Origin of the sequence: Halobacterium sp. MBLA0001, from assembly GCF_049705385.1 — an archaeon.
GTDB classification, from domain to species: Archaea; Halobacteriota; Halobacteria; order Halobacteriales; family Halobacteriaceae; genus Halobacterium; species Halobacterium salinarum.
This window is the reverse complement of record NZ_JBNAMQ010000010.1, coordinates 15,428-31,010: the sequence shown is the minus strand read 5'-3', so window position 1 is coordinate 31,010 and position 15,583 is coordinate 15,428. Positions and strand designations below refer to the sequence as shown.

The 15,583-nt window shown below is 54.6% G+C and carries 13 protein-coding genes and 3 pseudogenes; 8 read left to right on the top strand and 8 right to left on the bottom strand.

Annotated features, from left to right (window positions below; all coding sequences use genetic code 11):
* Window positions 1–54: 54 nt before the first annotated feature.
* The 3 genes from ACOZ32_RS14040 to ACOZ32_RS14030 form a co-directional block, all read right to left on the bottom strand.
* Window positions 55–552 carry a DUF1643 domain-containing protein gene (locus tag ACOZ32_RS14040; protein ID WP_424335345.1) on the bottom strand — a complete coding sequence of 166 codons (498 nt, stop codon included), beginning with the start codon at window positions 550–552 and terminating at the stop codon, window positions 55–57.
* Between the two features lie 876 nt (window positions 553–1,428).
* Window positions 1,429–1,770, bottom strand: a complete 342-nt coding sequence (locus tag ACOZ32_RS14035; protein ID WP_424335344.1) for a MarR family transcriptional regulator — start codon at window positions 1,768–1,770, stop codon at window positions 1,429–1,431.
* Window positions 1,771–2,363: 593 nt separating this feature from the next.
* Entirely contained in the window at window positions 2,364–2,735 is a 372-nt protein-coding gene (locus tag ACOZ32_RS14030) for a hypothetical protein (protein WP_285253390.1), read from the bottom strand.
* A 410-nt stretch (window positions 2,736–3,145) separates the two neighbouring features.
* Here ACOZ32_RS14030 and ACOZ32_RS14025 point away from each other — a divergent pair, with 410 nt between their 5' ends.
* A complete protein-coding gene (locus tag ACOZ32_RS14025; protein ID WP_424335300.1) occupies window positions 3,146–4,138 on the top strand; it encodes a transposase in 993 nt (330 codons plus the stop codon).
* Between the two features lie 1,442 nt (window positions 4,139–5,580).
* On the top strand, window positions 5,581–5,727 hold the full coding sequence (locus ACOZ32_RS14020; protein WP_230892641.1) for a DUF7563 family protein: 147 nt from the start codon (window positions 5,581–5,583) through the stop codon (window positions 5,725–5,727).
* 1,091 nt (window positions 5,728–6,818) lie between these two features.
* Here the strand turns inward: ACOZ32_RS14020 and ACOZ32_RS14015 are convergent.
* A complete protein-coding gene (locus ACOZ32_RS14015; protein ID WP_424335343.1) occupies window positions 6,819–7,013 on the bottom strand; it encodes a hypothetical protein in 195 nt (64 codons plus the stop codon).
* Between the two features lie 223 nt (window positions 7,014–7,236).
* Between ACOZ32_RS14015 and ACOZ32_RS14010 the strand changes: the two genes are divergently transcribed.
* Window positions 7,237–7,653: a hypothetical protein gene (locus ACOZ32_RS14010; RefSeq protein ID WP_424335342.1), complete on the top strand. Its 417-nt coding sequence runs from the start codon at window positions 7,237–7,239 to the stop codon at window positions 7,651–7,653.
* Entirely contained in the window at window positions 7,646–9,052 is a 1,407-nt protein-coding gene (locus ACOZ32_RS14005) for a hypothetical protein (protein ID WP_424335341.1), read from the top strand. The genes ACOZ32_RS14010 and ACOZ32_RS14005 overlap by 8 nt, the downstream gene beginning before the upstream one ends.
* 64 nt (window positions 9,053–9,116) lie before the next feature.
* On the opposite strand, the gene ACOZ32_RS14000 is transcribed toward ACOZ32_RS14005, so the two are convergent.
* Both ACOZ32_RS14000 and ACOZ32_RS13995 read right to left on the bottom strand, forming a co-directional pair.
* The gene (locus ACOZ32_RS14000) at window positions 9,117–9,299 is read right to left on the bottom strand and encodes a DUF5817 family protein (protein WP_424335352.1); all 183 of its coding nucleotides are present in this window, start codon (window positions 9,297–9,299) and stop codon (window positions 9,117–9,119) included.
* A 105-nt stretch (window positions 9,300–9,404) separates the two neighbouring features.
* Window positions 9,405–9,578: pseudogene (locus ACOZ32_RS13995) on the bottom strand (hypothetical protein); the annotation flags it as partial.
* A gap of 93 nt (window positions 9,579–9,671) precedes the next feature.
* Between ACOZ32_RS13995 and ACOZ32_RS13990 the strand changes: the two are divergent.
* Window positions 9,672–11,021 carry an IS4-like element ISH5 family transposase gene (locus tag ACOZ32_RS13990; protein WP_012289547.1) on the top strand — a complete coding sequence of 450 codons (1,350 nt, stop codon included), beginning with the start codon at window positions 9,672–9,674 and terminating at the stop codon, window positions 11,019–11,021.
* Here the strand turns inward: ACOZ32_RS13990 and ACOZ32_RS13985 are convergent.
* Window positions 10,974–12,659, bottom strand: coding sequence for an ATP-binding protein (locus ACOZ32_RS13985; RefSeq protein ID WP_424335340.1), 1,686 nt, complete (start codon window positions 12,657–12,659; stop codon window positions 10,974–10,976). The two genes, ACOZ32_RS13990 and ACOZ32_RS13985, sit on opposite strands and share 48 nt — an antisense overlap.
* 67 nt (window positions 12,660–12,726) lie before the next feature.
* Between ACOZ32_RS13985 and ACOZ32_RS13980 the strand changes: the two are divergent.
* From ACOZ32_RS13980 to ACOZ32_RS13970, 3 genes and pseudogenes are all read left to right on the top strand, one after another.
* A pseudogene (locus tag ACOZ32_RS13980) lies at window positions 12,727–13,227 on the top strand (IS5/IS1182 family transposase); the annotation flags it as partial.
* Between the two features lie 160 nt (window positions 13,228–13,387).
* Window positions 13,388–14,824, top strand: a complete 1,437-nt coding sequence (locus ACOZ32_RS13975; RefSeq protein WP_015298959.1) for an IS66-like element ISNpe24 family transposase — start codon at window positions 13,388–13,390, stop codon at window positions 14,822–14,824.
* 10 nt (window positions 14,825–14,834) lie between these two features.
* A pseudogene (locus tag ACOZ32_RS13970) lies at window positions 14,835–15,200 on the top strand (IS5-like element ISHmu1 family transposase); the annotation flags it as partial.
* 104 nt (window positions 15,201–15,304) lie between these two features.
* On the opposite strand, the gene ACOZ32_RS13965 reads toward ACOZ32_RS13970, so the two are convergent.
* Complete coding sequence (locus ACOZ32_RS13965) at window positions 15,305–15,559, bottom strand: winged helix-turn-helix domain-containing protein (RefSeq protein ID WP_059059238.1); 255 nt, start codon at window positions 15,557–15,559, stop codon at window positions 15,305–15,307.
* Window positions 15,560–15,583 lie beyond the last annotated feature (24 nt).

The window sequence follows — 15,583 nt, the reverse complement described above, 5'->3', positions numbered from 1 at the left end:
CAGGACTCAGCTCGACTTATTTTTTAGGTTTGGAACAGGGATGAATCCAACCTCCTACTCGTCGCTCACCCTGGGTTCCCAGATTTCAGGCTCTACGTCCTTAGGCTGATACAGTGGGTGATTCGGATGCCCATGCTTTGTTGTATCCAGTGCATGTAGTTCAGAATTAAGAGCCACTGCCACCTCTACCTCACGGTCTCCCACAGCCTCGTTTGCTCCCCATGCAACCACCACCTTGTCTGCTTTATCGGAAATATCCTCTAGATGTTCGTCATTCTCTGGGCCGACTGGTTTCTCAACTTTATTAAGTTCGTTCGGGTCGGAGGTGCGATATGCGTAGAGATTCCCGACGACAAGTTCCCCGTAACCCCAGTCTTCAGCGTATCCGACACAACGTCGAATAGTGGGGTCGTCTTCAACCTCATCAGCAGTACTCGGGTTCAGCATGATAAAGGCGAGAGTGGGTTTCTCGGAATCCCAACTACGTCGAAGTTGATACCGATACTTGCGTTCATCACTAAGAACCGCACTAGTATCTGCGTTTGACACCACAGACGACAGCTTCTCTACTAATGTATGAGTCTTCGGCTGTCGCACATTATTGGCCCTCTTGTCCCATTCAATACGGCTTGTAATGGGCACCCGCTAAATTGGCAGTCTCACTGGGCGGTTGTTCCAAGTCGGTTGTTCGCGAACCCACTCCTCGTGGCTGTTCCAATACCACCCTCGACAGGGGAGGAGCTCAGAGCCGATACGTTGCGATTTCGGAACTGCCACATTCAGCGCAGCGCTCAACGTCCGCAGACTCCAAGGTCGTCCCACAGCGCCGGCATTCGACAATCGAGTCAGTATCTGTCCCACCGAACACACGGGTGAGTCGCCGGATCATGCGTTTGGATCGACAACGCCGCCACAGCGCGGGCATTCCGCCCAGTACCGTGCGTCGTCGCCGGTCTCGTACTCGACGAGGACATGCCGGTGGCGGATTGAGTCGCCACATCGGGGACAGACGCCAACTCGTGGATTCTGCGAGGGCATAGCTCGTGTCTCAACCGTGGGGTGGACAGCCTTCGACAGAGAAGGCCAGGTCCGTGGTGCGAGCGTGTGACAGCGGGTGTATCGCTCCCGCTATGGGATCCGGGGGGCTACAGCCACATATAGGTCAGCCACCCGGAGTGCCCGATGAGGGAATATCAGCCAAAGACATCCCCGTACTCAAATCGGCCAACTCAATAGAAAGTGAAACGCCTCGATGGCAAGCCCCGAAAACCCGGCCTACGGCGCCTGTAAACCATTATTCGTTCCTCGAGGACACACCGTCTTCGAAGTATCATCTCCCACCCCTACACACCGTCTTCGAAGTATCATCTCCACCCCCACACCGTCTTCGAAGTATCATCACCCAGCCCACTAGCTGGATAGTGTCCACTATAGGGAATCTACGTGCTCCTCCCAGCCGTCGACAGCATAGGCATCATCGGGCGCATTCTCATGTACCTGTGCGGCGGCGTCGACCGACTCAAGCCGCCGTTGAAGCTCTTCTGCACGCTCTACTGGGACGTAATAGGCTCCCTGAGACCGTTCGACGAGGTCGTCTTCGGAGAGGGTGGTCATCGTGTCTGCTGCGTCCGCTTCACGAATGTCTGTGCTGGCGGCAATCTCAGGCGGCGTAAATTGCTCTCCGCGATTGCGGACGAGAAAGCTGAGCGCGTCGTATTCGGGAGTGCCTGGAAGTACCAGATGCGGGTTCTCGTCGTTCGGGCCACCCATGAGTTCACTGCTAGGAGGGTGTCATACAACAGTTCACATAGCCATCGACGGACGTAGCGGTACCAGCGCCGAGGCTGCTATATACGGCCCCACAGGAATCACAGCCGCTACGCTGAATCGTGTTAGCCGAGCAAGAATAGTCAGTATAACGAAATAAATAACCGGCTTCTACATGGTTATAAGCGGCGTGCACCCGGTGCACGGTCTTCTAAGACTGTAACGCTCTGCAAAGGTACCCAAAATGACTATTGCATGTGAAGAGTTCTATGACACGCTGGGTACAGTTCTAGTTCCCGAAGTCAGACTAAAGCTTCTCTCAACCCACATTCTTCTCCTTGGGATAATTGTTATAGGCACGACAGAATCACTAGTTCACAGAAACTACAAAGGGTAATTTCGAGTGTATTGGAGTGTTATTCTCCGTAATATTATGGGCTATGAGAACCCCCTATAGACCATATCGAAGGCTTTGAGTGGGTTAGAGGAAACCGGTTCAACTGGAAAGGGCTGAAAAAGGGTTAGGAGAAAGGACAGCTGGCGGTTGCCGCCGTCCCCTTCCCGCTGTGCAGGACATACAGGCGTAGTTGGTTATTTCAGTTTTGTGCGCCGTTATAAGCGCAGACCCCTCCAATGAGGGTGAGGACTCCACCCAATACAACGTCAGTTCCGCCACCAGAATACGGATTCTCACTTTCTGACGGTGTTATTGTACTACACTTTCTCTCTCGTGCTTCATGCTTGGCCTCCATTATTTCAACTTCGCTACCCTCCTCCTTAATCTCAGAGAAATTATCTGGTAGCTTTGATTCGTTGGTTTCATAGTGGCAGACCTCTGATTCTTGTGCTTTAGTTTCTTTCCACTCTTCTGCGGCTTCCTGTTTATTCATTCCCGTAACTACTGTACTTGCACCAACGACAATTAGCAGAACCCCAACTATGAGAAGAACCACTCCTTTCGTTGACATACATTCCTCCACCTAGTCCAGTCAAAAATATTCACCGAAGTCTCCACAGATATCTCCAACACTCGGTACAGTGTGCCATAAATAAGCCTCACACCCTCTACACGGTGATTTTGACTGCTTCATCTCACGTTTGATTCAGTGAACAGCGCAGCCCAGATTTTATTCATTCGATAATATTTGAAAATCCTGGTCGAGAACTATTGTATGACACGCTCTAGTGAAAGCAAATCGAGTGTCCGTACTGTCCTTCTCCATCACATCCCTAAATTCCACTAAGTCTTCCCCAGTGAGATGCATTGAAGATAGTGAAGAGGAATATACGGTCATTTGTTTCCTATCGACTTACCTAAGCTATGAGGGTGTCATAGAACGAGTAGCACACCAAAGAGCAGGGTGAATGCTGAGGTGGTATGGACTCAGCGACCCTGCAGGATGAGCCTTCGGTAGAGTCGTTCTTCAATGTCGCGGAGACGGAGACGTTAGCGTTGTTTGAGCACCTTTCCTTCGAGTTCCTCGAAGAGTTCGACGTGTTCGCCCCGGCGGAGACGGGGCGAACACGAGAGCACGAACCACCAGAGCTGATGCGTGGCTTCCTCCACTGCTACTACAAGGACATCTACGGTATTCGGCCGGTTGAGCGGGAGCTTCAGAACACAGTTGTCTGGTTGAGCTGTGGGTTCGATCGACCGCCGTCAAGAGACGCGGTCGATCGCTTTCTCACCGACCTCGAACACGTCGTCGACGAAGTCTTCGACCGACTCGTCGAGCAGGCCGCCCGGCGCGGCCTGCTCGACTTGACCTACTGCATTGATTCAACCGACGTGAGGGCGATGCCCGCCGATCAAGACGCGTCGAAGTGCTACGATCCAACCGACGACGAGTACTACTACGGCTACGGTTGCACGATTGTCTCGACCGGGCAAAAGATCCCGATCGCAGCGGAGTTCACAGAGAGTAAGCAAGCACCAGAGGAGACGGCGATGCGCGTCACCCGTGACGCGCTCGCCGTCGAACAGCCGGTGTGGATGGTCGGTGACAGCGCCTACGATACGCTCGACTGGCACGACCACCTGCTGGCCGCAGGGGTCGTGCCAGTCGCTCCGTACAACGCGCGAAACACCGACGACCCGAAAGATATCGAGTACAGGGTCGAAGACCGCATCGAACAACACAGCGAAGACGTTCAACTGAAGCAGTCCACGTTGGATGAAACGTACAACCGCCGTACGGGAGTTGAACGAACCAACGAATCAGTCAAGGACTGCGGCCTCGGGCGAACGCACGCCCGAGGCCGCGTCCACGCACGGGCGCAGGTGTTCCTTGCGTTGTGCCTTCGCCTCGTCATCGCAATCACCAACTACGAACGCGGAGACAATCCGGGAAGTACCGTGATCACGGTGTGAGAAGAGTTCTATGACACCCTCTGCTAGGGTTAAACTGAAGCCATGTGAAGTATTCCCCAATTCTGCAGTATCTACATCACATCGAGCGGTCTCAGGAGGTACTCCCCACCCCTCGTTTGGAGTGAGCGTATCCACATCCCCCACCCCTCGTTTTGAGTGAAAGTAGTTATCTATTCTAATCTATATTTTTAGTATTCCTATAGTATTTGCTCGATTACTATCGCCTAGTTGCCTTGCGGGGTGGAATACCGGGGGGACCCCCGTGCGAAATGGAGCGCGCAAACCAACTGCATCCCCTTATAAAATCGAGGGTTGAAATCACAAGACAGTGGCAGATTACCACCCCCCGTGTGCGGAATGGAACAGTCGCTCTATCACCCACCCCCGCTTGCGAAATGGAGAGCTCAAGATCGACACCACCCCACCCCTCGTTTTGAGTGAGGGAAATTATATATTAAACCAGATATATCCGGTTTGCTTCGAACGGCCCTCAGGTGCTACTCTCTAGCCCCACTCCTCGTTTTGAGTGAGCGCAGTTCTGTGTTGCAGACCAATTTCCAATTTAGCTGGGTGGGTTTTACCTGGCTGTTTCCCCGTTGAATACCAGCGAGGCCCGTGCGAAATAGCGCTCAAACGAACGGCACTCTCCTTATAAAATCGCGACTCGAAATCCCAAGACAACAGTCGACTACCACCCCCCGTGTGCGAAATAGAGAGATTGAACTATCACACCCCCCGTGTGCGAAATGGAGCACTCAAGATCAGCACCACCCCACCCCTCGTTTGGAGTGAGTCTGCGTATATTTCCACAGTGACTCGTATCCGGCGGGTTCGCAACGAGAAGAAGCCGGTCGTGAATCGAAGCCTCACATCGGGGACAGTCGCCGAGGCGGGAGTTCGTTGAGGGAATTTCTGGAGTATTCGAGGCGGGCGTCGGTAGCCGTCAGCGCTGACGGCTAGCCCACGGTGGACGTGCCGTGTGACAGTCGGGCGAACGCCCCACAATCGAACTCAGGAATTCGCGCCCACATACTTGTCGGGTACGTACAGCAGAACGCTCACCCCACTCGGGTACCAGCAAGAGCCGACAACCAGAGAAAGAGCGCTCCGGGACGAATCAACGGTGTAGCAGCCAGCCATGTCCGTTGCGATACTGGATACCGAATCTGGAGTGGGAACTACTCGTTGGTGGTCTCGCTGCCACTCTCAGTGAAGTATCCATGTTCGGTCTGAAAATGGTCACAGACAGCTTCGGTATCAGGCGGGAGATCAGCACCGCACTCAGTACACGTCGCCATAGTTGCCGGTCATGTTGAGCACACCAAAATACGTTGATATTCGGGTAGCGACCTCTGGCTACCGATTCTTGGGTGAGGTAGTGGGCAACGATACAGGTGGGCGGCCACAGAAAGCCTATACTAGCGGCGTCGAATGGGCGGTGTATGCCGGAGTGCCAGAACTGTGGGAGTCACGTCACCGATGCCTATGCCCGTGTGTTTACGCCGGACGACGTGACAAGCCCACGCGCCTGCCCCAGCTGTGAGACCGTCACGCGGGATCGCAACGGCATCCGTGAGAAACGAACCTAACAACACCCAGACGTCCACGGGCAGGCGACAGCAGGAGTGTCAGAGGACTCGTTCTAAGATGTTTTTCCTGGAGTTGTGACCGACAAGCCGTCGTAACTAGTCGCTATCTCGCGGGTCTGAGACAAGCTCGAATAACCGAGTGGGTTCGTGGACGAGTCGGACGTGGCCGGCTGCTTGGAGGACTTCAAGACGATTATAGACGGTGTTACGGGAGTAGCCGGTCTCATCAACGAGGAGGCCTTTGGTTGCACGGCCTTGGCTCAAGACATCCAGGATAGCGTGGTCTGCTGGCCGCAGATCGCGTTCGTCCATCAGCTTTGTAGTATGGCTGTGCGAAATCCGTGTGCAAAGTACCCAGTCATACGCATAGCACCACCCGAGTTAGCCAACCGACTATGCATGTGCATACTGCACAAATTTAAGTCACCCTCTCCAGAATACCCAAGAACACAACGGAGGCCAGCTCACAGATCAAGTACAGCAACAGCCGCAACAGGCGACCAACCGGCTATAGCGTGGAAGATAACCACACAAGCGTCTTCAGAAACACCACAACCGATGCCTCTCCAGATTGAATACAAATGCCCCAACTGCCGCAGAACTGTTGCGTGGATCTACGACGACGAGGAAGATGAAATGAGAGTGGATCTAGTGACAGGGTGCCCTGGGAATGACTGTACTCGGGTCCACGAAGCAATGGTACGACGAGTCGACGAGGAGGAGGCCACCAAAGTAAAACAACGAGGATACGTCAGGTAAGAACGGGTATCAGCGAGTCAGACGTCAACGATTACACGCCTGCAGAGAGCAGACATCCGCTTATCCTCGTAAACAAACAACATCTCTGACGGTGGAGTCTAGTGAGTCAGCGTGCGTCAACAGGCTGGTCCATCTGTCGACCGGTCCGGGCGTAATTGGTGAACGGATATTTTGTACGGAGATGAGTCGAGAAACATCCTCTTCATCCTCCCTTTGTATGAACATCTGAATTGATTGTCGTCGTGGAACCCCCGTCCGCGAAATGGTCACCGCAAGATGAGCACGATAACGGAGCTAATGGTTCCATTTCGCCAGCTAATACGTCTACTAGTCTAGGCGTCACCGGCGTCGTCTTTGGAATCTGTTTGCTCTACCTCCGCCCATTTGAGGTCAACTTCGATCCAGACCTCCTTGCCGTCTTCCGGCTGGATGTCGTGTTTTTGCCGGATGTTCGATGGGATTGTTACGCGACCTCGAGAGTCCATTTGGAGTGGTTGCTGGCGCCCGATTTCGATTTTCTCAGCCATCTGACTACCGAGTATATGGGCAAGCCTCGGTAAAAAAGTTAATCACACCGTCATTCGCACCTAAAATCGGATTCTACCATTAGTTTTTGTCTCTCACCCCAATCGGGGGATAAAAACTAAATAACCCTCTACATATATACTATATAAAAAGATAGATGGTGGAGGAGTTTATCCATCTACTTTGAACAAAATTATTATGTTATTGCGGTAAGGTAGAGCAGATATGGGTAGAAGCGTGGCCTCACTACCAGACGAATATGTCGACCAACTTAGTGCCGAAGCAGATGAACTCGGACTCTCTCGAAGCAAGTACGTGCGCCAGCGACTCGAAGCAGGTCGTCTTCTCTTCCAGTCCAGCGACAAACTCAGCACAGAGACACTTAATGACCTCATTCGCCAAGATGGATCCTCTGCGGTAGACAACGAATTGGAGAATCCAGACAGCGACATTACAGAAAAACTTCTCGCAAATCTTCCGACCGACGAGAGTCAAGCACTTGAGCAGGACGAACTCCAAAAAGCCGTCTTCGGAACTAAGGAAGAACAACTGGAAGCAATCGAAACAGCGTTGCGGGAGCTAAATGAACGGGGCCAAGTCGAACCCGCGTTCGATGGTGGCTACGTAAAGACCAATGAGTGACCAGAACAACCGCAAGCGCAACTATTCTCGTGTCAATACGGAGGTGCGCGAACGCCGCCGCGAACAGGCGCAAAAAGAATGGCGGAAACGACCACTCAGCCAATTCATCGAACAGAAGCGAGGAGACATTATTGATCAGCATCTCCACGAGATAGAGCAGGTGCTCTATCGGTTTGACCAGCATCTTACTGAGAAGATAGCCGAGCAGGTAGACGCCGATATTCGAGATGTCCGAGATGCCGTCGAAGACGATGTTAGATCCTTCCGCGACAACGTCCTCAAGCAAGATCCGGATTTAAATGATCGTACTGCTGCGGATCGGCTTGGCTTCCTCAGCCAGTTCTATAACGAGCTTGAGCGACAGAATGCGATTGCCGGAAATCCGGTAACTCGTCCACTCTCAGAGTTCCGGGAGACCCATGATTTCGACGCGGGTCGCCCACATATTCCGTTCGCGCGAATGAAACGCTTCGTGAACTGGCTTACGCAGCCATTCAGCCGTGCCCTCTGGCTCTGTGGCCTCAAACACGGAACGCGGCTGGGGGAAGTCCTCAATACTGATTTGCGGTGTCTCCATATCGACCATCCGCTCTTCTGGGAGGTTATCGACGAGCACGATGTCCGCCTTGATCCGCGAATCAGAGATCGGCCAGATACAATTCTCATCTACGAGCAGTTCAATGAGGGTACGGAGATTCCAAACGAGGAACGACCAGGACCAGAAACCGAGGGTGAGGTCCGCGAGCGGGGTAATAAGCGCAAAGAGGAGGGTGGGTCAATTCTGCCGCTCGATTCCGAGTTGAAGACCGCATTACTCGGATGGCTCTTAGTCCGCCCACCAACGCACGGTCACATAGTCCATCCGGTTTTCACGACGTGTGCTGATGCACGCCGCGCAACGAAATCCACAGTCCACCAGAGACTATGGCTTAAAAGCTACTATGTGGATAGTATCCAAAACTTCGCCAAGGAAGAGGAACTCAAGGAGTGTCCCACGTGCGGCGAGGATCTTATTGAGGAGAATCTTGCAGATGCGGATAAGCCAGGGCGGCGGTTTCATTGTCGGCGATGTCGCACAAAGCATTGGCGTTCAATCTACTGGGATAACGGATTGGATACCGCCCAAAAAGTGACATTCCACCAAGCGCGACACTACTTCACGAACGCCCACAGCGTCGGGCATACAGAGCTCCACGAGGATGCAATCCCGGACAAGGTACGAAAGAAGCGGATTCGCGGCGACTCGAATACCGACGGCGACACCGAAGACCAAGTCTACAAACAAAAGAAATACGAGAACTACGACGCTGACGTCCGCGAACCCTACCTGAACGGCATCTACAAGTTCGACATCTATGACGACCCGATTCCCGCGGTTGGTGAAAACGGAGGTACCTGACGTAAACCCAAATACAGCCGTTAGCTCATACTCGGTCTAATATGACCCGCTGCGACGGGGGTTTTCAGATTGAACGCAGGTGGTCCGCGTTGGGCTGGTACATCTCTCCCTTTTCCTTTTGTTTCTCAAGGATGTGCTGGGCCTTCTCAGCGGATATACCCGCCTCCTTGGCATAATCAACAACTGCCTCTATTGGTGCGCCCTCATCATATTCCTCTTCAAGCTGGCCGACAATACGACAAATCACGTCCTCAGTCTCAATCTGCTCACCGGATTTCCCCTGCTCAACAACATCAGCGTCGAAGCTACCAGTCTCAGGATCAACCCCGATATCCTGAAGCGCACTCCGGGCGAGTTCAACGACACGGTCAGCGTCCTCCTGATCAACAGTGGCGGAGAGACGCATCCTGGCGGAGGCTTCTGCCAACCGAACAATCGCTTCGAGCTGTCTTGCTGAAACCGGCACAGGAGCATCTTCGTCCGCCCCGTTCGACCGCAGATCTACGTAAAACTCCTCGATAGTCTCCTTTGCTTCTGGTGCATCCGTTCTAGTTTAGTGGAGAATCCTGTCGCTATCTGCTGATTAGATATCGTCGCAACTACCCGGTTGAGGAACCCGGTGGGAAGTGTGTACTCTCCACCGGACTCGGTAGTTGTTGACCGAATTCAAAGAGCGTTTCCCTCTGATGAGTTGCGCGAGCGCGCTCGCGCAACGAATCTCGTTGAGCGTGAGCGGAAGTTCGACATCGTTGCGCTGTTTTACACACTCTCGTTTGGCTTCGCTGCTGGCTCAGACCGCTCTCTGCAAGCATTTCTCGAACGCTATGTCGAGATGGCTGACTGCGACGACCTCTCTTACGCGGCGTTCCACGACTGGTTCGAACCGGGGTTCGTTGCACTCCTTCGAGAGATTCTCGATGATGCTATCGAGAATCTCGATACTGGACGAGCCGACTTGAGCGGACGTCTCGAACGCTTTCGAGACGTCCTCATTGCTGACGCGACTATTGTTTCGCTGTATCAAGACGCCGCTGATGTCTACGCCGCAACCGGCGAAGACCAGGCTGAACTGAAACTCCACCTCATCGAGTCACTCTCGACAGGTCTTCCAACACGGTTCCGCACAACCGACGGCACGACTCACGAACGGAGTCAGCTACCCACCGGAGAGTGGGTAGCTGACGCCCTCATCCTGCTTGATTTGGGCTTCTACGATTTCTGGTTGTTCGATCGTATCGACCAGAACGGCGGCTGGTTCGTCTCCCGCGTCAAGGACAACGCGAACTTCGAGATTGTCGAAGAACTGCGGACTTGGCGAGGCAACAGCATTCCGCTGGAAGGAGAGTCGCTGCAGGCCGTCCTCGACGACCTGCAGCGACAGGAGATCGACGTCCGCATCACGCTTTCATTCGAGCGCAAACGAGGGTCGGGCGCCAGCGCGACCCGGACGTTTCGACTGGTCGGCCTGCGCAACGAGGAGACCGAAGAGTACCATCTGTATCTGACGAATCTCGGCAACGACGACTACAGCGCGCCCGATATCGCGCAGCTCTATCGGGCGCGCTGGGAGGTCGAACTGCTGTTCAAGGAGTTGAAGTCGCGGTTCGGCCTGGACGAGATCAACACGACCGACGCCTACATCATTGAGGCGCTGATCATCATGGCGGCAATTTCGTTGATGATGAGTCGTGTGATCGTGGATGAGTTACGGTCGCTTGAGGCAAGACAGCGTGAGGTCGAAGCCGCCGCAGACGCCGACGAGTCGGCGTCGCGGCTCCCTCGCCGTCGCTGTTCGCTAGCCGTTGAACGGCACGCTCATCTGATCCAGCTGTATCTCATGGTCGAGTTGGGCTACGAACTGCCGGATTTGGACGAACTGTTGCTGTGGGCATCACGAAATCCAAATCCACACAGAGATCGGTTACGTGAGCAGGTTGAACGAGGTGAGTTCGGCTTTGGCCGCCACTAAACTAGAACGAATGGCTTCTGGTGTCAACGTCGGGAAGCAGTTCCGCCGAGCGTACGCGATATACTTCCGGAGAAGCGAAAGCTCAATCTCCGGCTCAACAGACTCCCGAAGATCATCCTCCGTCTCACTCTCCGCAGACAGATTCTGAGCCCGGAGCTCACCGACGTGGTTTACGTCGAGAATATGCGACGCGACCTCCGAATCACCCGCCTCGTCCACACTATCGATGTGAGTGAAGATGAGATCGAACCGCGACATCAGGGCGGGCGGCAGATTGATTTGTTCACCTAGTGGTTCGTACTGGTCGAACCGCCCGTACTTCGGGTTCGCTGCCGCTGTGATTGATGTGCGGGCCGAGAGGACATCGTTGGCGTCGCCTTTCGAGACCGAAACCGTCTGTTCTTCCATCGGCTCGTAGAGGTTGGCACTCACCTCCTCAGGCATATGATCAAGATCGTCAACTGCGAGATGGCCTTCGTCAGCCAGAACGACAGGTCCCGCCTCGAGCTCCCACGCGCTCGTCCCGTCACTCGTTCGTGTAGCTGCTGCGGTTAACCCCGCACTCGTCGTCCGCGTGCCGTTCGTTCGGAGCGCTTTCGGCGCGAGTTTCGTCGTCGCCTGCAGTAGCCGTGTCTTCGCCGAGCCGGGGTCTCCAACGAGGAAGACGTGGATGTCGCCCCGGATTTGAGCGCCATCTGGGAGGTCCTTGTCGACACCACCGAAGAGTTGCAGAAGAAGGGCTAACTTCTGTTCCTCGTAGCCGTGGACCGACGGCGCAAACGAAGCACACAGTCGCTCGATAACATCACTGGTATTCGCCAAATCCGTGATCTGCTGTTCCTCTGACGTGGAAATCTCGATCTCTTCGAGAGAGTCGGCAGGTTCGATGCTGCTCACCTCGATGTACTTATCCGAGATTGAGGCTGCGGTGTATTCACCGGGATCTTTCATCCGGACGACACCGACTACGGTAATTTGGTCGCCTGGATCAACGGTCCCTGCAATGTCGTCCTCGGCGAATGCGAGGATACTCTCGATGTCTTTGCCGTTCTTATCCCCGATCGGGGATTCACGGAGCTTGAATTTCTGCTGGTCAACCCACTCGGATCGGTCAGAGTCGAGTTTGAATGGGCCTTGACGTTCGCAGGACTCGCACTGATACGGCTGCTGGAGATCTCCGTCAGTGTGTCCAGGTTGTGGGTCCTCAGTTTCCATCCCACAGCGTTGGCAGACAAAGACAGCACGCTCAACGATACTCTGGGTAGAATGTGCTGTGTCGACAGTCCCTGTCACCGAAACGAGCGTGTTGATTGTTCCTGAATCGATGTCCTCCATCGGGACAGTCTCAGAGACATTGTGTACCCGAACGTGGGCCCGCCCGAGGCTGACGTCGACGGGGAGGTCGTACAGCCGGAGGGCTTCCTCGGCGGCCTCCTGGAGCTGGTCGGGGTGGTTGATGTAGTCGTCGGCTAGGTCGGGGTTCATCTGGTAGAGCTTACCCCAGTCCAGTTCGAGGGACTTCGACTTGCGGGGGTACTCGCGGGCGAGCTCCGCGACGTCGTCGCTGTAGTATCGGCGGTAGAACTCCTCGAAAAGGTCAACAAGTTCTTGATTGGCGGCCTGGGCCATACTAGCCATCTATTTGTCAATTTGGGGCCGTGTTTAGACGCTAGTAAGAGCGGCTAAATGTCTAACTTACTAGGAAGTGAAGCGGGAAGAGGAGTTTGTGTCCAGCAAACTCGCCCGCTTCACTGATCGGGTTGTGTCGCTTGCTCAAAAAGCCGTCGTCGGCGAGCCGGATCCAGCGTTCGAAGAAGGTGAAAATGGCTACGCAGACTGGGTGATCGTGGCAATTCACGGCCTCCGCGAGTACCTTGATCACACGTATCGGCGGCTGCTGGACGTGCTTCACGAGATGCATGGAATTGTTGAGAAACTCGGTCTAGCGGTGGCTGAACTGCCTGATTTCACGACCGTGTGTACGCGCAAGCAGGATCTTAAAATGCGAATCTGGCGCGTCCTGCTGCGGTTGTCGGCGGAGTTGCACGATCTCGGCGATGTCCAGGCGATTGACGCAACCGGCATGGACCGGATAGCTGCCAGCCAACACTACGCAAAACGCACGAATTACACGTTCGAGGCGGTGAAAACGACGCTCCTCAGTGATTGCAAGACTGGTGTGATCCTCGATATACATTGTTCGATGGTATGTGTTTAGCCCGAGCTGATTTCGCCACCATCTCATAGGAGGCGCACAAATCGGGCTGTATGAGCTGGCAGCGGAGGTTCGTGATGATCCACAGGGATGGGCTCCGTCGCGGAGCCCATCCCGTTGCCTCCGCTGTCTGTACTGGAAGGTGGGATCTGTGAACGGAGATGATCTCACCAAGGACGAGTTGCTCTCCCGGTTTTTGCAACTTGAACAACGAGTCGAAGAGCTTGAACAAGAGAACACACAGCTCCGAGAGAAGTTGCAAGAGAAAGACGAGCGGGTCGAAGAACTCGAAACACGTCTTCGCAAATACGAGAATCCGCACACTCCACCCAGCAAGCGACGGTCGGGGACCGATGAGTCCCCGACCTCGCAGGACGACGAAGACGACGATGTCCGAACTGATGGCGGTACTCCTGGTCGAAAGGACGGTCACGATCCGGAGTGGCGTTCTACAGCTGATCCCGACGAAGAAATCGAAGTCACCTGTGACTGTTGTCCTGAGTGTGGCGACCACTTCGACGAGTCGGTGGGCGTCAGCCCCCGACTCGTCGAGGAGATTCCTGATCCGCAGCCCCCAGAAATCACCCGGTACAACCGCCACTACTACCAGTGCGATTCCTGTGGAACAGAGACAGTTGCGGCTCACCCCGACTGCCCCGATGAGGGGCAGTTCGGGGTGAACGTCATCGCTCAATCAGCTCTGTCACGGTACGATCATCGCCTTCCCTACCGGAAGATCGCTGACCGCTTCGAGCAACTGCATGGACTCGAACTCTCGGGTGCATCCGCGTGGCACGCGACCGAGCGCGCTGCGCGCGCCGGTCGCTGTGAGTACGACCAGATCCGTCAAGAGATCCAAGATGCCGACGTGGTTCATATCGACGAAACAGGTATCAAACGTGAGGGTGAGCAGGCGTGGATCTGGACGTTCAAGACCGCTCAGCATACGTTATACGCGGTCAGAGAGAGTCGTGGAAGTGATGTTCCCGCGGAAGTCCTCGGTGAGGACTTCGCGGGAACGGTCATCTGTGACGGGTGGACGGCGTACCCAGCTTTCAGCAGCAACCTCCAGCGGTGTTGGGCGCACATTCTTCGAGAGGCTGAAGACGCCGCGGAAAAGCAGGCAGAAGGTGAACCGATCTACCACGCTCTCAGACAGGTGTACGTCGCTCTCCAGGCCCGGCTGGAGAGCGACTTGACAGTCCGTGAGCGAGCAGACCTCCAGCGTGTGGCGCGAAGAGAGCTTGAATCGCTGATTGAACGGTCAGTACCCGACGGACCAGTGGCAACACTGCTCGGGAAGATCGAAGGAGGTCTTGACCACTGGCTCACCTTCGTCGGTGAGCCAGCGGTCTCTCCGACGAACAATGCCGCAGAGAACGCGCTTCGTGAACCAGTGGTTCTCCGGAAAATCATCGGAACGCTCCGTAATGACCGAGGAATGTTCGTTCACGAGACGATCTTGTCCCTGCTGGCGACGTGGCGCCAGCAGGGACGCAATCCATACGAAGAGCTTCGTCGAGTCGTCAGCAGCAATGATATGATCTCACGGGCTCACGCTGTGCCGGCTGTCGAGACCTCGGGGTAAACACATACGTTCGATGAAACAACCGCATGATTCGAAAATCGGTTGGCAGATGGTCAAACGGAACCTCGACAAACTGAACATTCTTACAGCCGACAAAGGCTACGACTGGTGGCTGCTTCGCCAAAGATTACGAGCTGAAGGCGTCAAACCGGTGATCAAGCACCGCGAATTTGGCTGGCACGGCATCGCTAACAACCTTCTGCAAGATGATACGATCTACCATCAACGCTCGAACGCAGAATCCATATTTTTCGCGTTACGCCGAAAATACGGCGAGATCGTTCGCGCTCGAACGTGGTTTGGTCAGTTCCGCGAACTCGTGCTGAAATGCGCTGTCAGAAACATCGAACTCAGCGTCAGCCACTCACAACCGTGAATTTACGCGTCTAAACAAGGCCCAATTTGGTAAATCTGCTGGACTTCCTACAAGCAGACCAACTTGAGCGGTCATGGGATTGAACCCAAGCGAGAATCAAGAACCTAATTATCGAGGTTGCTGGCGTCGAATTCCCCGGTTAGGTAGCGGCGTCCGTCCTCAGTAATTGCGTAGTATCCAGATGTTGTTTGGGTTGCGAGCCCGTGTTCAACGAGGACACTAAGGCGTTGACTTACCCAGGATCGTGAGCGGTCGATGTTGTGGCCGATTGCGGCGGGGCCGAGTTCAAGCCCGGAGTCGAGAACTTCGAGGATGCGGTCGTCAGTGGGGTTTTGCATCCAGTCTCCGGGCTGTCTCATTGTCTCTGTCCTCTTACGCCGCAT